The organism is Mesorhizobium sp. LSJC280B00 (assembly GCF_000502835.1).
In the GTDB taxonomy this organism is placed as follows: Bacteria; Pseudomonadota; Alphaproteobacteria; order Rhizobiales; family Rhizobiaceae; genus Mesorhizobium.
Genome location: NZ_AYVL01000025.1, coordinates 1 through 22,566 on the forward strand (window position 1 = coordinate 1; position 22,566 = coordinate 22,566).

The 22,566-nt window shown below is 60.0% G+C and carries 24 protein-coding genes; 8 read left to right on the top strand and 16 right to left on the bottom strand.

Annotation, left to right across the window (positions count from 1 at the left end):
• Window positions 1–155 precede the first annotated feature (155 nt).
• Complete coding sequence (locus tag X773_RS66050) at window positions 156–614, top strand: hypothetical protein (RefSeq protein ID WP_245274785.1); 459 nt, start codon at window positions 156–158, stop codon at window positions 612–614.
• A gap of 809 nt (window positions 615–1,423) precedes the next feature.
• On the top strand, window positions 1,424–2,107 hold the full coding sequence (locus tag X773_RS66055; protein ID WP_023679211.1) for a response regulator transcription factor: 684 nt from the start codon (window positions 1,424–1,426) through the stop codon (window positions 2,105–2,107).
• A 98-nt stretch (window positions 2,108–2,205) separates the two neighbouring features.
• On the opposite strand, the gene X773_RS66060 is transcribed toward X773_RS66055, so the two are convergent.
• The 4 genes from X773_RS66060 to X773_RS66070 all read right to left on the bottom strand — a co-directional run bounded on the left by X773_RS66060 (window position 2,206) and on the right by X773_RS66070 (window position 5,388).
• Window positions 2,206–2,751: a hypothetical protein gene (locus tag X773_RS66060; protein ID WP_023679212.1), complete on the bottom strand. Its 546-nt coding sequence runs from the start codon at window positions 2,749–2,751 to the stop codon at window positions 2,206–2,208.
• A 70-nt stretch (window positions 2,752–2,821) separates the two neighbouring features.
• A complete protein-coding gene (locus X773_RS66065; RefSeq protein WP_023679213.1) occupies window positions 2,822–4,162 on the bottom strand; it encodes a hybrid sensor histidine kinase/response regulator in 1,341 nt (446 codons plus the stop codon).
• Between the two features lie 10 nt (window positions 4,163–4,172).
• Entirely contained in the window at window positions 4,173–4,460 is a 288-nt protein-coding gene (locus tag X773_RS78390) for an FIST C-terminal domain-containing protein (protein WP_245274786.1), read from the bottom strand.
• Complete coding sequence (locus tag X773_RS66070) at window positions 4,438–5,388, bottom strand: FIST N-terminal domain-containing protein (RefSeq protein ID WP_245274787.1); 951 nt, start codon at window positions 5,386–5,388, stop codon at window positions 4,438–4,440. Before X773_RS66070 ends, X773_RS78390 begins: the two co-directional genes overlap by 23 nt.
• Window positions 5,389–5,755: 367 nt before the next feature.
• Between X773_RS66070 and X773_RS66075 the strand changes: the two genes are divergently transcribed.
• Window positions 5,756–6,073 carry a hypothetical protein gene (locus X773_RS66075; protein ID WP_023679214.1) on the top strand — a complete coding sequence of 106 codons (318 nt, stop codon included), beginning with the start codon at window positions 5,756–5,758 and terminating at the stop codon, window positions 6,071–6,073.
• On the opposite strand, the gene X773_RS66080 is transcribed toward X773_RS66075, so the two are convergent.
• The 3 genes from X773_RS66080 to X773_RS66090 form a co-directional block, all read right to left on the bottom strand.
• Window positions 6,070–6,531, bottom strand: a complete 462-nt coding sequence (locus X773_RS66080) for a phasin (protein WP_023679215.1) — start codon at window positions 6,529–6,531, stop codon at window positions 6,070–6,072. The two genes, X773_RS66075 and X773_RS66080, sit on opposite strands and share 4 nt — an antisense overlap.
• A gap of 457 nt (window positions 6,532–6,988) precedes the next feature.
• Window positions 6,989–7,747 (bottom strand): hypothetical protein, encoded by a 759-nt coding sequence (locus X773_RS66085; RefSeq protein WP_023679216.1) that lies wholly within the window; start codon window positions 7,745–7,747, stop codon window positions 6,989–6,991.
• 26 nt (window positions 7,748–7,773) lie between these two features.
• The gene (locus X773_RS66090; RefSeq protein WP_156937424.1) at window positions 7,774–9,723 is read right to left on the bottom strand and encodes an adenylate/guanylate cyclase domain-containing protein; all 1,950 of its coding nucleotides are present in this window, start codon (window positions 9,721–9,723) and stop codon (window positions 7,774–7,776) included.
• Window positions 9,724–9,932: 209 nt separating this feature from the next.
• Between X773_RS66090 and X773_RS0139035 the strand changes: the two genes are divergently transcribed.
• Window positions 9,933–11,474: a caspase domain-containing protein gene (locus X773_RS0139035; RefSeq protein WP_051406215.1), complete on the top strand. Its 1,542-nt coding sequence runs from the start codon at window positions 9,933–9,935 to the stop codon at window positions 11,472–11,474.
• 57 nt (window positions 11,475–11,531) lie between these two features.
• Here the strand turns inward: X773_RS0139035 and X773_RS66095 are convergent, their stop codons facing one another.
• Window positions 11,532–11,924: a hypothetical protein gene (locus X773_RS66095; RefSeq protein ID WP_031212493.1), complete on the bottom strand. Its 393-nt coding sequence runs from the start codon at window positions 11,922–11,924 to the stop codon at window positions 11,532–11,534.
• 236 nt (window positions 11,925–12,160) lie between these two features.
• Between X773_RS66095 and X773_RS66100 the strand changes: the two genes are divergently transcribed.
• The 4 genes from X773_RS66100 to X773_RS79375 all read left to right on the top strand — a co-directional run bounded on the left by X773_RS66100 (window position 12,161) and on the right by X773_RS79375 (window position 14,103).
• The gene (locus tag X773_RS66100) at window positions 12,161–12,625 is read left to right on the top strand and encodes a hypothetical protein (RefSeq protein ID WP_245274788.1); all 465 of its coding nucleotides are present in this window, start codon (window positions 12,161–12,163) and stop codon (window positions 12,623–12,625) included.
• 365 nt (window positions 12,626–12,990) lie between these two features.
• Complete coding sequence (locus X773_RS75105) at window positions 12,991–13,278, top strand: hypothetical protein (RefSeq protein ID WP_023679221.1); 288 nt, start codon at window positions 12,991–12,993, stop codon at window positions 13,276–13,278.
• Between the two features lie 382 nt (window positions 13,279–13,660).
• Window positions 13,661–13,906 carry a type II toxin-antitoxin system prevent-host-death family antitoxin gene (locus X773_RS66105; RefSeq protein WP_023679222.1) on the top strand — a complete coding sequence of 82 codons (246 nt, stop codon included), beginning with the start codon at window positions 13,661–13,663 and terminating at the stop codon, window positions 13,904–13,906.
• Window positions 13,903–14,103, top strand: coding sequence for a hypothetical protein (locus tag X773_RS79375; protein ID WP_348625945.1), 201 nt, complete (start codon window positions 13,903–13,905; stop codon window positions 14,101–14,103). Before X773_RS66105 ends, X773_RS79375 begins: the two co-directional genes overlap by 4 nt.
• 222 nt (window positions 14,104–14,325) lie before the next feature.
• On the opposite strand, the gene X773_RS66115 is transcribed toward X773_RS79375, so the two are convergent.
• The 8 genes from X773_RS66115 to X773_RS66150 all read right to left on the bottom strand — a co-directional run bounded on the left by X773_RS66115 (window position 14,326) and on the right by X773_RS66150 (window position 21,495).
• Window positions 14,326–15,156: a BtpA/SgcQ family protein gene (locus X773_RS66115; protein WP_023679223.1), complete on the bottom strand. Its 831-nt coding sequence runs from the start codon at window positions 15,154–15,156 to the stop codon at window positions 14,326–14,328.
• Complete coding sequence (locus X773_RS66120) at window positions 15,153–16,061, bottom strand: ribokinase (RefSeq protein WP_023679224.1); 909 nt, start codon at window positions 16,059–16,061, stop codon at window positions 15,153–15,155. The genes X773_RS66115 and X773_RS66120 overlap by 4 nt, the downstream gene beginning before the upstream one ends.
• Before the next feature lie 3 nt (window positions 16,062–16,064).
• The gene (locus X773_RS66125) at window positions 16,065–16,835 is read right to left on the bottom strand and encodes a glutamine amidotransferase (protein ID WP_023679225.1); all 771 of its coding nucleotides are present in this window, start codon (window positions 16,833–16,835) and stop codon (window positions 16,065–16,067) included.
• A gap of 27 nt (window positions 16,836–16,862) precedes the next feature.
• A complete protein-coding gene (locus X773_RS66130; RefSeq protein WP_023679226.1) occupies window positions 16,863–17,951 on the bottom strand; it encodes a phosphotriesterase in 1,089 nt (362 codons plus the stop codon).
• A 4-nt stretch (window positions 17,952–17,955) separates the two neighbouring features.
• A complete protein-coding gene (locus tag X773_RS66135) occupies window positions 17,956–18,960 on the bottom strand; it encodes an ABC transporter permease (protein WP_023679227.1) in 1,005 nt (334 codons plus the stop codon).
• Window positions 18,957–19,754 carry an ATP-binding cassette domain-containing protein gene (locus X773_RS66140; protein ID WP_023679228.1) on the bottom strand — a complete coding sequence of 266 codons (798 nt, stop codon included), beginning with the start codon at window positions 19,752–19,754 and terminating at the stop codon, window positions 18,957–18,959. Before X773_RS66140 ends, X773_RS66135 begins: the two co-directional genes overlap by 4 nt.
• Window positions 19,755–19,828: 74 nt before the next feature.
• Entirely contained in the window at window positions 19,829–20,767 is a 939-nt protein-coding gene (locus tag X773_RS66145) for a substrate-binding domain-containing protein (protein WP_023679229.1), read from the bottom strand.
• Window positions 20,768–20,883: 116 nt separating this feature from the next.
• The gene (locus tag X773_RS66150) at window positions 20,884–21,495 is read right to left on the bottom strand and encodes a cupin domain-containing protein (RefSeq protein ID WP_023679230.1); all 612 of its coding nucleotides are present in this window, start codon (window positions 21,493–21,495) and stop codon (window positions 20,884–20,886) included.
• Window positions 21,496–22,566: the final 1,071 nt, after the last annotated feature.

A 22,566-nucleotide genomic window follows, 5' to 3' on the forward strand; every position in this document is an offset into this window, starting at 1 on the left:
CACACGCTGAAGCTCGAGGACATCAACAAGGGCTTTGACCTGATGCATGAAGGCAAGTCGATCAGGAGCGTGGTGGTTTACTGAGGACGAGAAAGCCGCCGGCAAACCAGCCAGCGGCCGAAAAATGCAGATGTTCAACACGGGAGGAGACAAAAATGCCGGAAAAACTGCATCCTAAAATCGACAATGGACTGCCACGGGAAAAGGCCGACTTTGCCGGCGGCACGCTGGTCTGCGCCTGCACCAGCAACCCGGTCAAGGTGAAGGTCAAGGNCGACAAGCTGAAGATCGTCGATCCGGGCGCGCTGATCCTGCGCCATGCCTGCACCGGCTGCGGCGTCCACATGCACGGCCCGGTCGAGCGCGACCACGCTTTCAAGGGGCTGTCCTTCATCCATCCCGAACGCTTCCAGGAAGACGGCTGGTCACCGCCGGGCTTCACCGCCTTTGTCTCTTCGATCATCGAGTCCGGTGTCGATCCGAGCCGCATGGACGGCATAAGGNCCGCCGGGCTTCACCGCCTTTGTCTCTTCGATCATCGAGTCCGGTGTCGATCCGAGCCGCATGGACGGCATAAGGTCACAGCTAAAGTCGATCGGGCTCGAACCTTATGATTGCCTCAATCCCGGGCTGATGGACTATATCGCCACCTGGACGGCCAAGAGGTCCGGCGCGTTGCCGGCCTAACGAGTGATCAGACACTATCTTTGGGGCCGGACGAAATCGCCCGGTCCCAGGCGTTGGAACGAACGCAGGCGAGCGCGTAGACGGACACGCTTCGTAAGTCATTGCCGACGTGCTGTCAGCCTCGGGGGGCGCTGGGCTCAACGGGAATACGCTGAAATTGGTCCAACCGGATCGTATAGCTTCAAGATCAGCGACTGCGATCAGTTGGTTCTGGCTTGGCGCGGCCCAGATCGTGGACTACAGCTTGGATATCGCGGGCAAATTCGCGCCCAAAGCGCGATGGCGGCAAGGTGATGCTCCTTACCAGTACGGCATCGAGCGCCTAGCGGGGCTTGAACGGCAGCACCATCAGCTTGCTGCGTTTTGTCCAGGAAACCAGCCCGTATACCAGCGCGACCCCAGACCAGCCGATACCATCGGTGCGGCCGCGAACAAGGCGGGGGTCGGGGAAGCGTCGTGTGGCGGCCGGCAACAGTGCGAAAGCCGGCGGTCACTGGCTGTCACGCGAAGCCGGAAGTCGGTCACGACCTGTCTCTGTTTCAATGGATCTGTCGCCGGCACATTCGGCCGATTTGGGCCACCGGGCAAGGCATTGCATTTCAGAACGGCCACATCTGCCGCGTGGCGCCGCGGAAATCATGGGCACATTCTGCTTTAGCCGGCCAAGATGGCAATGTACTATTTGCCAATAAGCTGGCCATGGTTGCAGGACTATTCTAGGCCAAACCAAACCGAAATGAAGCTGATGACCGATCGCGCCAGGTTCCTGATCATTGACGACCATCCGCTGTTTCGCGAGGCGCTGCATAGTGCCGTGCAGATGGCCTATCCGGAAGTCGACACGGTCGAGGCACGCTCGATTGCCGAGGCGCTCGAGCTTCTGACGGATGCCAAGCCGTTCGACCTGGCGCTGCTCGATCTCAGCATGCCCGACGTGCATGGGTTTGACGGGCTGCTGCAGCTCAGGACGCGTTATCCGCGCCTGCCGGTGGTCATCGTCTCCGGCTACGAGGAACCGAAGATCATTTCCGAGGCGCTGTCCTACGGTGCGGCCGGCTTCATCCCGAAATCGGCGCGCAAGAGCGACCTTGCCGCCGCCATCCGCTCGGTGATGGAAGGCGCGATCTATGTTCCCGAGACTTATGAAGGCCGGCCGCGCGACGCCGACAGCACCGACCGCGCCGAGATGGTGCAGCGCCTGGCTACGCTGACGCCGCAGCAGCTCAAAGTGCTGCAGATGCTGCGCCAGGGCCTGCTCAACAAGCAGATCGCCTACGAGCTGCAGGTCGGCGAGACCACCGTCAAGGCGCATGTCTCCGAAATCCTGCGCAAGCTCAACGTCTACAGCCGCACCCAGGCGGTGATCGAGGTCTCAAAGCTCGACAATGCCGAGCTGTTTCGCGATCCGGCGGGGTTTTGAGAGGGCTCGCTAAAAAGCGCACTGTCACCGTAGTCGACCGCACTCGTGTCACCGCAATCGGACTAGACTAGCCACGGCTCTCCCGTTCCTGACACCAGCTAAGCAACCCGCGCCTCTCTAGTCAGATCAAATTCACGCGGCGATTGCTCTGCAGCAGTTAGCCGCTTTCCCGCGTCTAGTAAAATGGCGGCCCCCGGTCCAACGTAGAATGCTTTAATTTTACTAAATTGCTTTTTGAATGCTCTAGTAAAAGTCTTCATTAGCTCCTGAGCGAGCGGCGTGTCGGAGACCGTAGCCACGCGGCCATTTATCACAACATCTTCAGCCCATCGCCCACCAGGGGAAAAAGTTACTGTGTCCGGATTGCTAAGCTGATCTAGCGAATACCGGATGCCGGAAGGTGTTTTTATCGGCCTCACCTCAATGGGCACAGCGTGGCCAGTGACAAGAAATGATCGACCGCTGGAAGCCGATTCAGTGGTTGATTGCCCAAGAGTTGGAATTTGCATTCTATTGCTAAAAGAGTCGAATTCCATCTTGGGAAAATGACCCATGAGGATGTATTTTATCGAAATTTCACGTTCTACTGCCTCCAATACGGGAAGAAGATCGTCCTTTAGCGCGAAGAAGTGAATCTGCTTCATATGAATTACCGCCTAGGCACAAGTAATGGCTGGAATACGGTGACCCGTATGCTGGGAAGATACGACCAGTTCAAGCCAGCAGATGTGCCAGCAACGCCCTCAGTTGCGCTGGTTTCAGCGGCTTGCGCATCAGCTCGATGCCGGCGGCGCGGGCGGCTTTGGCGACTGTCTCCGAACCGTCGGCGGTGACGATCAGCGCCGGCACCGCGCGGCCGAGACAATCACGGACTTTGGCGATTGTGGTGGTGCCGAGGTCGCCGCCGTCGAGATGCTGGTCGGCTATGACAATATCTGGCAACCAGTCGGTATCGCCAAGCAAGTCGAGCGCGTCACCGGTCGAGGTGGCGGGCCGCACCAGGCATTGCCAGCGCTCGAGCAGGGAGGTCATCGCCTGCAGCACGTCGATGTCGTTCTCGACCAGCAGCACCCTTGTGCCGAACAGACCGTAGCCGCGCGGCCGCTCCATGTCGACGGTGCTGGCGATTGGATCGGCCGTGTCGCCGATCCCGACCGGAACGTCGATATGGAAAATCGTGCCATGTCCGACCTTCGACGAAAACGTGACGGGATGGCCGAGTGCCGCGGCGATGCGGCGCACGATGGCCAGCCCCAACCCCAGCCCGCCGGCGGCAAGCCCGGCATCCGTCGGGATCACGCCCCGATGGAATTCCTCGAATACCGCCTCGCGCTGGTCGTCGGGGATGCCGCAGCCGGTATCGGCGACGTCGATGCGGATCGTGTCGCCGCGATGCCTGGTGCCGACCAACACGCCGCCCGAGCGGGTATAGCGCAGTGCATTGGACAGGATGTTCTGCAGGATGCGGCGCAGCAAGGTTCGGTCCGAACGAACGAGCGCATCGACCGGCCGGAACTTCAGCGTCAGCCCCTTCATCTCCGCGACCGGCCGAAAATCCGAGCGCAGAGACGAAAACAGCGTCTCCAGGCTGACATCGGTGATGTCGGGCTGCACGACGCCGGCATCGAGCTTGGAAATGTCGAGCAAGGTGCGGAGCAGGTCCTCCATGGTCTCCAGCGATCGCTCGACCTGGCGGACCAGCTTTCTGCCTTCCTCGCTGGTCTGTACTTCGGCAAGCGCCGAGACCGACAGATGCGCGGCGTTCAGCGGCTGCAGCACGTCATGGCTGGCGGCCGCCAGGAACCTGGTCTTGGACAGGTTCGCCAGCTCGGCGTTTTCCTTGGCTGCGTTCAAGTCGATGTTCGACTGCTCCAGCCGGCGCAAGGTCGAATGCAGCTCTTCGGTGCGGCTGCGCACCCGGCTCTCAAGCGAAATGGCGGTCTGGAACAGCGAAAAGGCATTGCCTTGCTGGTCCATGGAACGCTCGACGCGGCTGATCAGCGCGGCGTTGATCTTCTTCAGCCTTTCCAGGTCGTCGATGTTCCTGAGCGGCATCCCGGATTTCCTACTCCGCCGCTTCGGCCGCCTTGCGTTCACCGAAGGCGATGCCGGTGAAGGTCTGGTTCAGATGCATCGAACGGTACTGTTCGCCATAGGTGCCGAAGCCGAGGACGTTGTTGACCTTGTAGAGTTCCGAAATCTCGCGATAGACCTGCCGATTGCGCGCGTCGAGCCGGCGCAGCACGCAGTCGAAACCGAGGATCAGGTCAATGCCGCCAAGCCTTTCGCTGACGTCGCTGAGCGCGGCGCGGGTCGCCTCGACCATGTCCTTAGGCTGGGCGACGGCAAGCACGACACCATCGTCGATGGCGCANGAGCGCGGCGCGGGTCGCCTCGACCATGTCCTTAGGCTGGGCGACGGCAAGCACGACACCATCGTCGATGGCGCAGAAGAACGACAGCGAGCCGTCCGCGTGCATCTTCTGGATTGAACGGCAGTAAAATTCGCCGCCGACTTTCACCACCACCGGGTGCGAGGCAAAACTCAGTGGCGTCAGCATCTGTGCGACAACGCCGACCGAGGCGGCATATTCCTCGGCGGCAATGGTGGCGTTGAATTCGCGCACGATGCGGTGGTCGGGATCGGATGCCGTCACCACCAGCTTCTCGTCGGTCGGAACGAAATTGTCGGTCTTGAACACGTGGAAAGGAATTTCCGTGGTGACCAGCACGATGATGGCGCTGTCGGAGGTCACTTTGCCGTTCGAGATCAGCCGCGTTGTCTCGAATTTCAAATCATCGCCAGCCGACCCGCCGATCAGTGGGATGTCGTCGAGCCCCCAATGGATGGCGGAGGTCACCGCTTCTTCGGCATAAGACAGGCCGTCGATCAAGCAGAGCGCGAAAGTGGTGTCGGCTCGCTCGTGCCCGAGGCGCTCGTGTAACGAACGCCTCAGCGCCTCGACTTCGCCGGTAATCCCGTCCATGCCCGATGACGACAGATTTTCGACCATGGTGCTGGCCGCCGAAAACGATGCGGAGGGAAGCAGCATAGCCAGGACCTGGCCTTCCTCCAGCCCCTTGGGCGTTATCTCACCGGCCGTCGAGCAGCCGGCATAGTGGAGCGCCGGCGCGTGGGTCTTCAGCGCTTCTGACAGGGCGCCGGCCTCTATGAGGCTCTGCGAGAAAAACAGGAGGGCAAACCCGGCGTCAATGGCCACTGTTTCCGCTGCCACCGCCCGGGCGAACGCATCCGCGTCAGATTCGTCGGTGGTGAGCACCGAAAGGCCGCATGCATAGCGCGTCCGTGACTTGGCCAGCGGCTTCCTCCTCCATTTCCTCCAACGCTCTTTTTTGTGCGCGTCTGGCGCGCCGGCGTCGAGGTCATTGTTGTCTTGAAGCGGTGCTTTGGCAATGAGCCAACATGATGGATTTGAAGTTTCTGCCGTTTGACGGCGTCCGCGCAGCCACTCACAGACGAAAGGCCGCATCGCACCGCCATCCGTGCAACGAAGGCCCAGCTGAATTTGCCGCAGGCGAATGTCCACGGATCACGGCTGGCAAGCTCGACGTGCCAAGAATGGGGCAGGATATCGCGCTTAGCGGTTGCCGCTTTGGACAGGGTGCCAGTCTAGCCTGGCGGTTGTCGTGGTCAATCCGGGGCAGGTGACAGCCTACGCCAATGCGCTCGGCAAGCGGGCCAGGACCGACACCACCGATGCTGCTGTAACGCTGCCTTCGTTGGGTCGAGCAAGCGGCAAGTGCCCGTTGCGCGGCACCGAAGCCGAGGCCCTGGCCGGGCTCGTCGCTCGCCGCCGTCAGATTGTGCGGATGATCGCAGCCGAGAGAGCTATGCCCGCACCGCCATGGCAACGCAGGCACCAAAGAGCATCCAGCCAAAAGGAAAAAGACCGGCTGGAGAAGGTGTTGTTTCGCGGTTATTTCCGATCGCTTAGGCTCAATTAGGCGACTTTGAGATCTTTCATCGCCTTTTCAACGACATCCTTGATCGGCCTCGATACATCTTCGGCAGCCTTGGTCGTCACGGCCTGAAATTCCTTGGCCTGCTCGACGGTCTTTTCGAGCTGCGTGCGCAAGAAGGCAGTCTGGAGTTCGATGAACTCGGACGGCGACTTCACGGCAACCAGGGCTTCGAGGTGCGAGAAGCCGGCTTCGGCATTGGCGCGCAGAGCAGCAATTGTCTTCAGCGACAACTCGTTGCCGACGGTCTTGGCGGTTTCGAAGCTCGACTGCAGAGCCTTCTGGGTCGTCTCGGTGCCTGACGCAAATTTCGCATAGGCTTCTTTCGACTGCTCGACGCCCTTTTCGGCGACAGCGCGGACCTGGTCGGCAGCCTTCGACGCTTCGAAGGTGGGGAATGAGGTATTTTCAACGGTGTCAGCGGTCTTGGCCATAGTTTCCATCCTTTCCGGTGGACGGCCTTTCACAAAAGCCGTCTCGTTCATTTACGAAACTGACGTTACGGCATTTATAGTGCATTGCAATATTTTTGTGCGACGCACCATCCCTCTTCCAGCGTTCCGAGGGGGCATGCGGAGGGTCGGTGGCATCTCGAGATCGCCGGTTCTGCAGGAAGAACTCTTCTGGACGGACCACCTGATCCAGCATAGCCTCGCAACAGAGCACGACGTTTTGCCACCTGGGTATCTACTTCAGCCGCTATTCGGCAACCGTCCAAGTCTACGTCAACGAAAGCGTTAAATTCGTGCGCCGCAAACTTTCAGTCGGCGTACCCGCTGGGCACAAGGCGATCGCTTTCCTTAGCGCGCCATCGAGAAGTTGCCTCGATATGGCGGTGGTTGACGCGAAGGCGCGCCTCTACCGCTTCCAGTGCGCCGTGAAGTGACCACCCCTGGTGGTCTATCGGTTAGCCAAGTTCCGGATCAGTGCGGATGCCTGAAGAAGACAACCGCTTTCTATCATCCAGGCATACAGTCCCACATGATCCGACGGGCTGAGGCCGGTGGGCAAATGCACGATAGGCATTCGAACCGACTCATCGTCGATCACCAACTCAACGGATCGAAGATCCGGTGGCACGTTTCCGGGAATTGCCAAAATTGGGGTGTCCTTGTCCCAGACCAAGCTTGTCGCCAGCGACTCTTCATTATAGGCAACCGAAACATCCGCCCTGTGCCCCGGTGGGCGCCAAAGCTCCAGTTTGAGGTCATAAACGCAGCCTGTCAGACGATTTTCGACCGGCACCATCCAAGGTTCCAAGGTGGCGGCCGTCGTGTCGGAAACGCCACGAGACCCACCTATGGTTTGGAGCTGACCAGCGGCATTCCCCAATAGATCCGAAATCGCAGTCAAACTCGAAGAAGCGCCCGCCGCCCCGTTAGAGGTTGATCCAGAACCCGATGCGTCGTCAGTCACCACAACATCCGCAGGTCCCGGCAACGCAGTGACCGAGCCATCGTCACCCATCAAAGTGACAGTCGATCCACCCTCGATATGCACGAGGTCGCCCAGTCTGAACAGTTTGCCGAGCTGAGGGCTGTCCGCGGGAGGATCGACAGCGACAACGACATACTCGCTGGCCGCAAGAGCGCTCGAGCAAGAACCAACTGCTGCGATGGCCGCAGCCAGTAGGAAAATGATTTTGGGTTGCCGATACATGACGCACGTTCAACCATACGCTTGTTTTACTTGCCTTCAAGATAGATCCTATCGCCAGCCTCACCCTGCTTCAGTCTTCCAAGGTGATAAGCAACGAGGCCATCGTTGGGATATTGAATGGCCAGCGATGCAAAGGCAGCAGCGGCAGTCTTGTCACGCGCGGACATCAGCAAATAAGCTTGCGAGTAAGCCTCCACCATCTCGCGATTCATACGCCCGTCCTCCAGCAACTCGAAGGCTGAGATCCACTCAGTCTTGCCTTTCAGACACAACACACCGGATGGCCGAAGCAGGTAGTCATCGGAAGAGTTCGCCACCTCCTCGCTGATGCAGTTCATGGTACCTAGAAACTTGTTCGCGCCTTCGAGCCTGGCAGCGGTGTTCACCGTATCGCCCATGGCCGTGTAGTTGAAGAATCGATTGCCCCCAAAATTTCCGACAACTGCAGGTCCTCGATGGACGCCGATACGAGTGACGCCAACGTCGTGGCCTCTAGACTTTACATCTGTCCGAAATCTTCGAGACATCGCGACGGTAGCGAGCGTTAGTTTTAGGGCCCTTTCGGCTTGGTCCTCCTGCACACCCGGTGCACCAAAAAAACCAATGACTGCATCGCCTATCAGTTTGTCTATCGTGGCTCCATGTTCAATGAAGAGACCACAAACCGCATCGAGGTATTCATTCAGAACCGCAGCAAATACCTCTGGTTCCGTCCGTTCGCCCAAACTGGTGAACCCCTCAAGGTCGGTGAACACGCACGTTATCAAGCGTTCGGATCCGCCGAGGCGCAGTGACGCCGGCTTGCTGACTAGCTCTGCCACGACTGCCGGGCTGAGATACTGAGAGAACGCGTTCTGGACGAAACGCCTTTCTTTCGAGTCCCGGTGCCATGCCAGAATTGCGACGAATCCGGAGAGCCCTAGCAGCAGCATCGACGGCGCGACCATTGGTAACAGAATCCCGGCCTTGGCAAACGCGGTTGCTTCTAAGATCAAAACCGAAACGACTGCGCCGATGATGACCATAGGTTTCACCAGCACTGATATGCGGAGCCAAGCGACCCAGATGCAGAGCGCCGTCGCGAGAACGAAGGGCCCAAACGCCGCCACCGCCCCTGGCGTAATGATTTTGTCGCCCTTGATCAATCTCGCCAGCGCATTGGCATGAATAACGACACCCGGCAGCGCTCCGGCAACAGAGCCGTTCAGCACGGCAAAGGGGGTTGCATGACGATCCTGCAGCGGGAGGTCGACGCCGATCAAAACGAACTTCCCGGCGAACCAGGCCGGGGGCGCGAAAGCGGCGGCGTGTGCCGGATATATTGTCCATCGTGCCGGATGAATGCCTGTAGCCCGATAGTAGACCATCTTCTCCGCAGCTTGCGATGCCGATATGCCGGCGGTCTGCGCGAGCGCTGATGCAAAGCTAGGTTGCCAGTTGCCATTCACAACGCGCCCTGGAAATTCTTCCCGCACAACCGCGTCGACCCTATCATGAGACAGGGCGGCCAGTCCGCGGATGGCGCTTGGCGCGAAGCGACTAAGATACGACAGTTGCTTGTCGGTAAGGTCGTCGTCGTGTGATGCAGATGCGACAATTACCGGACTTTCGGCCGCCTCGATAACCTCAGCTAGGCGCCGATCCTTTTCTGCCTCGGTTGGCTGATCGAAAAGCAAGTCAATGCCTATTGTTCTCGGATGAGCCTTATCGATTCTCTGCACAAGGTCGGCCAAGGCACCCCTATCCAGCGGCGATCTATAGGGAAACCTTTCCAATGTCTGCTCTGTGATCGTTACGATCACGATGTCTGTCGGGGGCGCGACGAAGGGCGAGATGGTCGTCATCAAGACGTCGCGCAGCAGTTTCTCGCCTGAGGGAGAGAATGTGGCAATGCAGGCGCCCAGAATGAAAAAGAATCCGAGCGACGCGAGAAGGCGCCCTTTTTGAACCATTCCGATCGGCGTGAAGACGGCCAAGCTGCGTGCAATTCGTTTCGGTGTCTATCGGCGTGAATCTACACAGCATAGACCGCTGACGAACTGTGGGCTAGCGGTGGGCCCTTCGCTAGATCCGCTGGACTTGACACTGCGAAGCACCGGGCTCAGTCTCGCAAGACTGCTCCGGTTTTATCCTGTCCATCGACTGGTGAATCCGCTGCATGAGCTGAGACTAAGGATATACAGCCATGATGGCGCTTCGCTTCGCCATTGCGCTTCTTCTAGTTTCGCTGAGCGCCCAAGCGTGGGCAGAACGGCGCGTCGCGCTGGTCATCGGTAATTCTGCCTATAGATACGCGGTTCCACTTTCCAATCCAAAAAATGATGCGGTGGATATGACCGCAAAACTGCAGGCGTTGGGCTTTGAGGTGGTTGCAGGCGAGGACCTCGATCTGAGCGGGATGCGCGGCACGGTTCGAGATTTCATCGGCAAGCTGGATGGTGCCGACATGGCGCTTCTCTTCTATGCCGGCCATGGCGTCCAGGTGAACGGCACCAACTACATGGCTCCCGTTGATGCGCGGCTATCCACATATAACGACCTCGACTTCGAAGCCGTGCCCATGGACCTCGTCTTGTCGGCCATGGAGCGAACCACGAAGGTCAACCTGGTATTTTTGGATGCTTGCCGGGACAGTCCTTTCTCACAGAACCTTGGGCGCTCGATGGGTACGCGATCAGGGTCGGTCGGTCGGGGCTTGGCAAAGCTAGGCACGGGCGTTGGATCGCTCATAGCCTTTGCAACGCAGCCCGGGAACGTTGCGCTGGACGGCGAGGGAAGGAACTCGCCGTTCACATCTGCGCTGCTGAAGAATCTTGGTACGCCTGGCCAGGACATCTCCCGCGACCTCATCAACGTCCGTAGGGATGTGCTTGAAGCAACCGACGGCAAGCAAGTGCCATGGGACAACTCCTCGCTGACGGGCGACGTCATTTTGCAACCGTTGTCCGGAAACACCGCTGTCACGGCGGGTGCGAAAGGAGGGGACGTAGAAGTCGCCTATTGGGAGACCATCAAGGAAAAAACGGACAAGCGCTTCTTTGAGGCCTATCTCAGACAGTATCCAAGCGGCGCCTTTGCGGCGTTAGCCAGCTTGAAGATCGACGAGATCGAACAGGCAGCAACAGATCGTGGCAAAGCCCCCTCGATTTCCATCGAGGGCGTGGAGGTTGCAGAAGCTCATCCTGATTTAGATGTGACGCAAGCTTTGGCTGATCCGCGCGCGTTGACAAAGGCAACGCAAACAGAGCTAACGCGAGTCGGCTGCCTTGTCGGACAGGCAGACGGCAAATGGGGACCGGGAAGTCGGAAAGCTCTTCAAGCCTTTGCCGAGCAGCGGGGATTGAAGCTTGCCAGCCTGGAGCCGACGAAAGAGGTGTTGCGCGCAATCAAGAATATCCCAGAACGTGTCTGCGCTCCGGTCAAGGTAAAGGCTTTTGATGGCGCGTGGGCACTGACGCGGCGCGCAGGTAATTCCGCCTGCGATTACACTGAACAGTCAACGACAATCTTTATCGATGGAACGGAAATTTCCGCGATGGTGCCTTTGGCCGGAACAATCACCGCCGACGGGGCATTCGACATCTATTTAAGTTTCGTCGATGACGATGGTGCGCCAAGGCAAAACCATATCATCGGCAGGCTTCAAGGTGCGAAAGGCAGCGGTGAGTTTTCTCGAGTCGGAGGCGAGTGTGCAGGTGTCGTAAGACTTGACAAGCGTACTGAATAGGGCCGGCATTTGCGGGTCCGTGCAAACGCCGACCAAACCATTCGGACGTGGTCCGTCTCATTGAACCAACGTCGAAGTCGCGTGGACTTTGCCGTCGTCGCGCACCTCGTAAAATTTGTCGTTGTCAATGTAGATAAGATGACAAACTGGTTTACCTTGGTCTTGTGAACAGGCCTTGTCACCGTCGAAAGTCAAGGGAACTTTGACCTTTATCTTAGTTTTGTTGTTCACCAAAGCTTCGCCAATGATCTGTTTTTTCTTCCAGTTCCAGACAAGGGTGGCAGTTATGGCAGCTCCAGCGTCGTATATAATTACATTTACCTTTTTCCCATTAGCAAAAGTCTTAAATTCTTCCATCGATGCTTTCTTCGCGCTACTTGGTAGATCCTCGGCCCAAGCGGACATAGCAAGTGAAAACGTAGCTGCGACAACAAGCGATAACAGTTTCATCCTATCCTCCCCATCCCCCGCCGGTTTGACTGACATGTCTATATATTCTTAAGCGAGGAGACTGAAAATTATCATGATAACAAGCTTTCAAGAAGCGGAAATCAGCGCGTCCTAGATGTCGTTGGGGACATTTGCTCAAGTTGAGCGAAGCCGCACATTCTAGCATGTTCCCTAGGATTTGCGCTTAAGCCAACGCGTTCTCAGTGTTTACAATGCGCAGGCCGCCCGAGCGTGTGATGCGCGGTGTTTGGATTGCGAGCCTCATTGCACTTACCGCCGCCTATCTTGCCGACCAAGCGGGCCTTGAGGGCATCGTCTCGAAGCGCGCCGACAGCCCGTATCGAAGCGGCCCGACGACGAATTGGCTGAAGACGAAGAGCTTCACAGTCCAGGAATACGAACTATTGGGCGTCGAGCGCGAGCCGGGCAAGGCGGCATTCGCCTTGCTGGCGAAGCCCGGTACCGGAAAATATGCCGGTTCGGCCTTCATCACCTTGAACCAGGAGATGCGCGAACGGCTGTGGAAGCGTGTCCAAGAGCACGCCGGGCCACCGCCGAAGGGCATAAAGCGGCCGGCGACCATGGGTCAGGCCGGGGTGAAAGCCCACGTCAAGCATCTACGGGGCGAGTTCGGATTTCGCCACGCCTCACTGCAGGATTCAGAGAGGAGTGATACCTCCAGCGAACACGGCACGAATTAGCCGGCCTCGCCTCGGACCTTCGACGCCAGTGTGCCAGCATGATTGTTGTCGAGGAGCATTACTCAACGCGCTTTCCAGAATGGCGGGACGTCCATGGCCCGGGCCATTCTCGGACTCGACTTTTTACTGATTACATGAGCGGATGGCCCCCCGTTGGGGGAGCCGCAGACGCGCTTGGCCGAAAGTGTCTGGCATTTGGTCTGAGATCGATCGGGTCGAAGCCAATTTCTGCCTGCCGCGCTTCACGCTATTGCAAGACATTCAAATTTGAGCTTCCGCACTCATGCTTTGTCGAGAGTATCTCCGTAGGTTTTAGCCGTTCTGAATCGCCGTCGGCGACGATGAAGACGAAATAGGAGAACGCAATGGCTCGCAATCACGTTGAACGTCTTGGAGAGTTTAGGGAAATCTTGGTCGCGACGCGGCGCGAAGGAGTCCGTAACGTGCACCATACTCGCGACGCAATGCGGGCAAGTGGCTTTCAGATCGGGGACAGCGACGGCTCCAGCTACGGAGCTGAGCTGAAGGTGCTCCAAGAGGAAATTGAGGCAGTCGATCGCGCCATCGAAGACGAGAAGCGGTTGGCCCTGGCCCTCGAGAGCGCGGCTCAATCCCGCCGACCGACTAAGCCGAGAATCGTGAAGGGAACATAGAGTCCGGTAAGGCCCTTGGCGCCCGTCGCGTCGATCGCCTTCGGTACAGTGTCGGGCTCGTCGCCGCCGTGGTGCAGCGCCCTAAAAGCGGACGTTTCGCTTTCGGCCCCTAGCGCAATGTAGAGCATTTGCTGGGCAAAAATCGCTCCTGTGAACTCCGACGTCGCATGGCGGACCAACAGGTTCGGCCAACATCAGGTGAGACGCAGTCCCAACAAACATGCAGTTCAGGCAGTCGATTACGCGTCTTTGTTGAAGTCGTGCCATGCGGCCGATCCGAAAGGATCAGCCGCATCCGGCATCCTTCACCTTCACTGACTGAAACACGCTCGAAAATCGGGCCGTGTAGACTAAGTTGCATGGACTAAGTCATGAGGCCGCAATGCGCACCGTCAATATCCACGAGGCCAAGACGCATCTGTCTCGTCTTGTCGACAGGGCGGCCAAAGGCGAATCCTTCATTATCGCCAAATCCGGCAAGCCGATGGTCAAGGTCGTTGCCATAGACGCACCTGCGGCCGGCGAAATGCGTCGGGTGGGGTTTATGGCCGGGCAGTTTGCAGTTCCGGACGATTTTGATCGCATGGCCGATGACGAAATCGAGAAGCTGTTTGGCGGCGATGCATGAAACTTCTTCTCGATACCCACCTTCTGCTCTGGGCGGCGGGCGAGCCCGAAAAGCTCCCGCTCGCAGCCCTCGCTGAGATCGAGAATGCCGATAACCACTTGACGTTCAGGGCCGCAACTCCCTGGGAGATTGCCATTAAACGCGGTCTGGGCCGCCTTGACTTGGAGGTCGATGCGCGTCTTTCCGTCGGGGCCTGATCGACAATGGCTATGATAAGCTGCCATCACCGGCGAGCATGCCATTGCAGTGGAGGGGCTTCCACCCATCCACAAGGACCCATTCGATCGGACCCTGATTGCTCAATCGATTGTAGAAGGCATTACTTTGCTGACCGTCGACGATCTGGTCGAGCAGTATCCTGGGCCCGTCCGTCGTCTCTGATCAAGCTGGACCCCAAGCCCCTCGGTAGGGTAGTCCAGCTATCGCTTCAGACCACCCATGAACGCCTTTACTCGAGCAGAGTCGACCTGGTTCCACCAGACGCCGTCGTGCTTCAGCGCGCTGGCGATGATGACCCCGTCGACAATGGCAAGGATATCATTGGCGTTATCCGGGGTGACACCGCTGCCGACCAGCGTCGGCAGGCCGGCGGCCTGCTTGATCATACTTATGTAGCCCAAATCCGCGGCGTGACCGGTGCGCTGGCCAGTGGCGATGATGGCGTCGGCGTCGAAGAAGACCAGGTCCTTGACCAGTTCCTCCACCGGGCGGTCGGCGACGATGGCGTGTGCACCGTGCTTGACATGGGCATCGGCGAAAATGCGGATGCCATTGGCGCGCAGCCTGGCGCGGTAGCGTGCCGCGCGGCCCGATTCGCCTTCGACAAACCCCTCATTGGCGACGTAGGCGTTCGCCCATTGATTGACTCGGACGAAGCCGGCGCCGGCTGCGCTGGCGATCGCCAAGGCCGGGATCGCGGCATTGGCCAGCACATTGATGCCGATCGGCCTGCCGAGTTCGCGGCGGATGCGGTCGGAAACGACCGCCATATAGGCCGCCGTCTCCGGGCCGATATCATCAGGCTTGGCGAAGGGGATGTCGCCATGGTTCTCGATGATGACGCCGTCGCAGCCGCCGTCGAGATAGGCTTTGGCGTCATCGAGCCCGCGCTGGTAGATCGCCTCGATACCCTCGCCGTCATAGCGCGGCGCGCCGGGCAGCGGCGCCAGATGAACGACGCCGATCACCACCTTTGTGCGGCCGAAAAGGTCCACGAGCGCGTTGCCGCCAGATTGGCCGAGCGGGGTCATGAGAGCTCCATTTGATCGATGATCGCCGCCATCTCGGAGGCGGAAGGACAGGATGCCAGAGTGCCCGGCCGTGTCACGGCGATTGCGGCAGCGGCGAGCGCCAGCTTCAGCGCCGAGATGACCGGCATGCTCCGGGCAAGCCCACCGGCCAGACAGCCGCAGAGCACATCGCCCGCGCCGCTGGTGTCGAGCGCTTCGACTCGCTGCCCCGGCAAGCGAAGCGGTTCCGTCCGGTCCGTGCCAAGCACGATACAGCCTGCGGCACCGAGGGTGATGACGACGGCGCCTGCGCCTTTGGCCACCAGCGCGTGAGCGGCTGCTGTCATGTCATCCCGGCCGGTCAAGATTTGCGCTTCGGATTGGTTGACCACCAGAACCTCCGCCAGGCCGAGATCGGGCAGCGAGGCCGTGTCGATCGGGCTGGCGTTGAGAACGGTGCGCGCACCGTTTCCCTTTGCTGCTCTGAGGCAGGCATTGGTCACGGCAGTCCGTAAATTTCCCTGGCAGACGAGGATGTCGCCGGGAGCGATCCAGCGGACAAGTGCTGTTTGCGCCACCGGATCGAAGGCTTCGCTGCAGGCGACGCCGCTGACGATGAAATTCTCTCCGCCTCGATCGACGACGATGGTCGAGCGGTCGCTCGGCAGCTCGAATTCGCTCACCTCAAGGCCTGACAGCTCGCTGTCGAGGCGGCTCCTCATCCACGCGCCAGCGGGATCCTTGCCGAGCGCCGTCCAGAACGTCACCTCTGCACCAGTCCGTGCTGCTGCGACTGCCTGGTTGGCGCCCTTGCCGCCGAGCCCGTCGGCATAGCTCACGGCATTCAAGGTCTCGCCCGCGGCAGGGAAGCGGCCGACGCGAAACACGGTATCGAGGCAGGCATTGCCGACGACGTGGACATGCATGGCTCAGCTCTCACCGGTCGCCCAGCCCAGCATCTGTTCGAACAGGGTCTTGTAGCCTGGCCAGGCGATGAATTGCGGCGGCAGCCAATGTGGCCCGACATCGGATGTCCAGGCCACGGTGCGGCCCTTGCCGTAATGGCCGGTGACAAGCAGCGGCAGCGAACCATAGTCCGACGACACGCTGGCCAGGACCTCGGCCCCATCCTTCAGCGTCACCTCGTTAAAACCGAGCAGGATCGGCCAGTCCGAGCCGAGGCCCCTGAGGATGGGATGGCTCGACCCTGGTTTCGGCACCGGCGCAAAACCTTCGGGAACCTCGACGCGGTCGTCGTAGGCCAGGCAGTTCACCGGCAGCACGTCCTCGACCGGCGTCTTGCGGTAGCGCGCGCCGCCATTGATGCCTTGGAAGCTGTAGTAACCGCCGAACATCAATAGACCGCCGCCGCCGCTGACGTAATCGCGGAGCAGGCGCAGGCGGTTCGGCGTCGGCTTGGAGTGGACCCAGGTGTCGGGATGCAGCAGCAGCGTGTTGGCGCCGATGTCGGAGAGCACGACCGCGTCATAGGCCGACAGCGCCTCCATGGTCTGTGGAAAGCCGCGCTGCGCCTCATGCGCCGGCATGAACGTCACGTCGAAGTCGGTCGCCTTCAGCGCGTCCAGCAACTCGTCTGCGCCGGTGTGGTAGGTAACGGTCGGAAACTGGTCGAAACCCTTGATATGGGTCGCGGTCGACACCCAGGATTCGCCGGCAAGCAGGATCTTCTTCTTGGACATTTGAACTCCAGTGTAATTCCAGGCCGCTTAGAGCCGCGCGAATACGCTTTTCGGATTGGCGATCAACATGCGGTCGATGGCCGGCTGCTCGACGCCGTGGCGTTTTAGGCGCGGTATGAAATGCTTCAGGATATAGCCATAGCCGAAGCCGCCGAAGCGCGTCAGCATGATCTTGAGGAACACATCCTGCGACAACAGCAGGCGGTCGCCGAAGCCCGCCTCGACAAGGGCGGCGATGGCGCGTGCATTCTCCTCGTCGGAGGGCGATTGCGCGTCCTGGTCGGCGTAATAATAGTCCATGCCGATCATGTCGTATTCGAGGAACGCGCCGCGCCGGGCGAGGCTTTTCTGGTAGTCGGGATCGTCGTGGCTCGGGTTCATGTGGCAGAGCACGGTGTGGCGAAGATCGGCGCCTTCGGCCTCGACGATATCGAGCACCTCGTGCGCCAGCCGCTCCCAGCCAGGCAGATGGATCGACAGCGGCACGCCGGTGATGCGCGAGGCGCGCGCCGAAGCTCGCAGCGACTTGCGTTCCTCGGCGGTGAAATCCTTGCTGACGCCGACTTCGCCGATCAGCCCGGCCATGATCGGCGGCTGCGTCTCGCCGCCGCCGACATCGTTGACGATGAACTCGGTCACGGCGTCCACATCCATCGCCTTCAGCCATTCGGGATGGGTGTGCTCGAGATAGAAGCCGGTGCCCATGACGATCTTCAGGCCGGACATGCGGCTGATGCGAGCGAGCTTTTCGGGGGCGCGGCCGATGCCGATATTGGTGGCATCGACGACGGTGTGGCCGCCCAACGCGCGATAGCGCTGCAGCTCAGACAACGCCAGGTCGGCGTCGTCGAGCGAGACGTTGTCGCGGTTGACGTATGGGTTCATGCGCAACTCGCCGATGATCTCGATGTTCACCGGCTGCTCGGCGATCGCCATGTCATCGGGATGGCAGGGGCATTTCCAGCTGCGCGCCCCATCGAGCAAGATGTGCTCGTGCATTAGCGTAATGCCCATCTCCTCGACCGGAACCGGGCCGAGCACGGTCATCACATGGCCGGTTTCGACCCCGATTGGCAGCCGCCGCCTGGGCACCGCGTCATCGAACAGATCGCTCATCGGCTCAACGGCTCCGCACGGCGCCGCGGAACAGGCGGAAGTTCAGCCAGATGGCGATCAGGATGATCGTTCCGGTGACGATCGGCGTCAGGAAAGGCGACAGATGCGCCAGGATCAGGCCGTTGCCGATGACGGCCACCGTCAGCGCGCCGAGCACCGTGCCGATGATCGTTCCGCGGCCGCCGAACAGGCTGGTGCCGCCGAGCACGACGGCGGCGATGACTTCCAGCTCGAAACCCTGGCCGGCATTCGAAGATCCCGATCCAAGCCGGGCAGCAATAATGATCCCGGCAAGGGCTGCCGCGATGGCGGAAATCACATAGACGAAGAGCGTCGTCTGCCGCGTGTTGACGCCGGCGCGCCGCACCGCCTCGGCATTGGCGCCGATACCGGTGACATAGCGGCCGAATGGCGTCTCGTTGAAGGCGAGATACGCGATGGCCAGGATCGCCAGCGCGATCAGCGCCGGCACCGGCACGCCAAGGAACCAGGCGCGGCCCAGCACGGTGAAAGCGCTTCCGGGCTCGATGGGGATGGAATAGCCGCCGGTGATCAGCAGCGCCACGCCACGGATCACCGAAAGCCCGGCAAGCGTGACGATGAAGGACGGGATGCCCTCATAGGCAATGAAATAGCCCTGTACCGCCCCAAGCAGGGCACCGAGCGCCAACATGGCGAGGATAACGACTGGCCACGGCAGGCCAAACTGCAAAAGCGTCGCCGACAGCGTCGCCACCAGCGCCAGCACGGAGCCGACCGAAAGATCGATGCCGCCAGTGGTGATGACGAAAGTCATTGCCGCGGCGACGATCAGCAGCGGCGCCGACTGCCGCAGGATGTTCAACAGATTGGGCGATGTCAGAAACGCGTCGGTCGCAACCGAGAAGATGATGCAGACGACCAGAAAGAACAGCGCGATCGAGACGACGCTGCCATTGGCGAGCAGCGCATCGCGCCAGGTGCCCCTGCGTACTCGTGAGGGCTGGGCGGTGTGGATCGCGTCGCTCATGCCGGCGCTCCACCGCGATAGCCATTGGTGGCGGAACGCGCATTGAACTTGCGGCCGACGATCAGATTGACCACGTCTTCGATATTAGTGTCGCCGATCAGCCGCTCGGCGACATTGCGCCCTTCATACATGACCTGAATGCGATCGCAGACGAGGAAGAGATCCTGCAGCCGGTGGGTGATCAGAATGACGCTGACACCGCGCGCACTGACCGCGCGGATCAGTTCGAGCACCGCCTCGACTTCGGCCACGGCAAGTGCTGCCGTCGGCTCGTCCATGATCAGCACGGCCGGCTTGAACGAGGCGGCGCGGCCGATCGCGATCGACTGGCGCTGCCCGCCGGAGAGGTTTTCGACCTTGAGCCGCGTGTCGGCAATGACGATGCCGAGCCGATCGAGCATCTGGCGCGTCTCGTCATGCATGCGCTTCTTGTCGAGAAAGGAAATGCCTGCGATGCGGCGGCGCGGCTCGCGGCCGAGAAACAGATTGCCGGCGACATCGACCGTATCGCAGAGCGACAGGTCCTGGTAGACCATCTCGACGCGCGCCGCACGTGCGTCCGCCGGCGAGCTGAAGATCACCGGCTTGCCGTCGATTTCGATGGTGCCGGCGTCGGGAACCACTGCCCCCGACAGCACCTTGCTCAATGTCGACTTGCCGGCGCCATTGTCGCCGACCAGCCCCAGCACCTCGCCCGGCTTCAGCGTCAGCGACACGTCATCGAGCGTCTGGATGGCGTTGTAGCGCTTTGAGATGCCGCTCATCCGCACCCGATAGGTCTGGCCACTGCTCATCTGGAATTCCACGCGATTGCAAGGGATCCGCGGCGCAGCCTCGGGCGGCGCCGCGGCTCGGTCGCCGACGCAGTTTACTTGAACATCGCGCGATATTGGTCGACATTCTTCTTGGTCACGATCGTCACCGGGATATTGATGATCGGGTCGATTTTCTCGCCCTTCTTGATCTTGCCCAGCGCTTCGACCGCGGCCTTGCCTTCGCCGGCCGGATCCTGCTGCACGACCGCCACCACCCAGCCGTCGTCGATGCCCTGAACGGCCTGCTTGGTCAGATCCCAGCCGAACACCTTGACGTCGCCGGTGCGGCCCTGGCTGGTCACCGCCGAAACGGCGCCGAGCAAGGCCGGTTCGCCGGTCGCATAGAGCGAGTTCATGTCCGGATTGGCGGTCATCAGGTTTTCCGAAGCGCTCAACGCGGTCTCCTGAACGTTCTGGCCGTCGACTGTGTCGAGGAAGGTGACGGCCTGGCCGCTTTCGGTCACCGCCTTCTTGAAGCCGTCGAGGCGCTGGTTCTGGATGAATGAATTGAGTGCGCCGACGATACCGATCTTGGCCTTGCCGGCCATATCGGTTTTCACATAGTCGGCGTAGAATTTGCCGATGTCCTCGCCGGCCTTGGTGTTGTCGACGCCGATGAACGAAATATTGTCGCCGTCGGGGATCTGCGCGTCGATGGCTATGACGGGAATGCCGGCCGTCTTGGCTGCAGTGATCGCAGGCTTGACGCCGTTGACGTCGATGGCGACCAGAATGATGCCGTCGACTTTCTGCGTGATGTAGTTCTCGATCGCGTCGTTCTGCGCGCTCGGCACATTGTTGGCGTTGAAAATGACCAGCTTGGCGCCAGCGGCGTCGGCTGCCTTTTGCGCGCCCTCGTTGATCTGGTTGAAGAACAGGGCCTGCTGGTTGATGTTGACGAGAGCGAACGTATCGGCAAGCGCCGATCCCATGGCTGCCGAGCCCATGGCAATGGCGGCGGCACAGCCGGCGAGAAGTTTGAACAGACGCATTTCGGTTCCCCTTGCTTGCGGACCAGACCTCGGCTGGTCCCGTTGGTGCTACAGGCACGAGGCAAGCATTCAAGAGACTTGAATATTTGTCAATCCAAATGAACGCAGAGCGTTGCTCAGAAAGTCGCCGGCGTGTTGACCCAGAAAATGCTAGCGCGTTCCTCGCCGATGTTGCGGTAATGATGCGGCAGCTCCGACCTGAACACGAAGGCATCACCCGTGGCGAGAGCATGGCTCTTGCCGTCGACGATCAGTTCGATCCGCCCGGCGAGCACGTAGCCGACTTCCTCACCGGCATGCTGGATCGGACCTTCGCTCGAGCCCTCTGCCTCGATGTGATGGATGTTGCATTGTAAGAGGTGGCCAGGCGAATACGGGATGATGCGTTCGAGCGAAATTCCTTCGCCACGCCGTAGCGCGTCGAGCGCGATCAAAGGCCTTGCGCCCGCCCGGAATACGATCGCCTCGTCGTCGTCGACTTGCTCGAACATCCAGCCGATGTTGGTGTCGAGAACCTCGACCAGACGGTGAAGCATGGGCAGGGACGGCGAAGCCTTGCCGTTCTCGATCTTGGACAGCAGGCTTTCCGAGCAATTCGCAGCCGCGGCCAGCGTCTTCAGCGTCATGCCGCGTGTCTGGCGGGCGAGGCGCAGCCGAGTTCCAAGTCTTGCGGCATTTACGGTGGCGTCCGTTTCTGACTCTGGCCGCCGTCGATCGATTTTGTTCATCTGTTCGCCAACCATTCAACGGTCAAGGGCAACTATCGCGCGAGCAAAAGACCTCGGCTGACGATTTGCAAGTGCTGATGCGTCAAATTCGAGACTGCAGCGGCAGCTATCTCATCCGGCGAATGCCGCTCCCGCATGAACCGTGCTGATGATCCCGCGCCAGTTATCCCCTATCGCTTGGCTGTCCATCGTGGTCGAAATCGCCAGCCGTTACCGCGTTTGCGTCACGTGGCGAGTGGACTTGGAACAACAATGCGGGCAAGGCGGGCCACGCAGCCAATCTACACAACCACGGCCGCGCCGACATGATAAAATCTGGACTGTCACCGAATTTGCGGAGCGCGCCCAGAAGTCACCCGCGGCAGCGCCCCATGGAGTTACGCCCAGGGCGCGCAGGCTCTCGATAGCCGCGACGTACCCAATGAAATCGCTGGGGCAGTCGCGCACCGCTTGAGCTTCGGCGATTTTGAAGAAAGTCCAACAGAATTAATGGACTAGCATCTTGCTTATGTAAGTTGCGGAAGCGATGCGCGGTTAATGCTTTAGAAGTATAGACACATCGACACGAGGTGCGAAGAAGCAACGCCAATACAGCTGGTTGGTTACAACATATTTATTTTCGCAGATATGGTATTGCCCGTCCGGGGATTCCTGTACACGGTCCCGTGGGATGGTGAAATTATGCGGCAAATAAGTGTACCCGCCGTCTACCCTGGACCGCACCGAAGACCGAGGTATGGCGCGGCAATCTGAACCGCCGCAGCACTTGAATTTGGTCTGTGGGTCAATCTTATCTTCGTACCAATCATGGGCGTTAGCGGCTGTTGCGGCGGCGATACACATCGCCGTGAAGATGAGCCTTCGCATGGCATTCCTCAAGTATCTAGCAGGCGCTGCTCGTTGGGGTTTCCATGTATATTAGCGTTCCATTGAAAATACCATTGGCCTCCGACCGACTTAACGCAGCCCCAGCAACGCTCGCAACGGAAGACCGCATTGGGTCACGTCAGGACGACACTTGCGCCGACCAAAGGTCAGCTCTTGTCGCTCCGGGTTAGAAACCCGACCGTC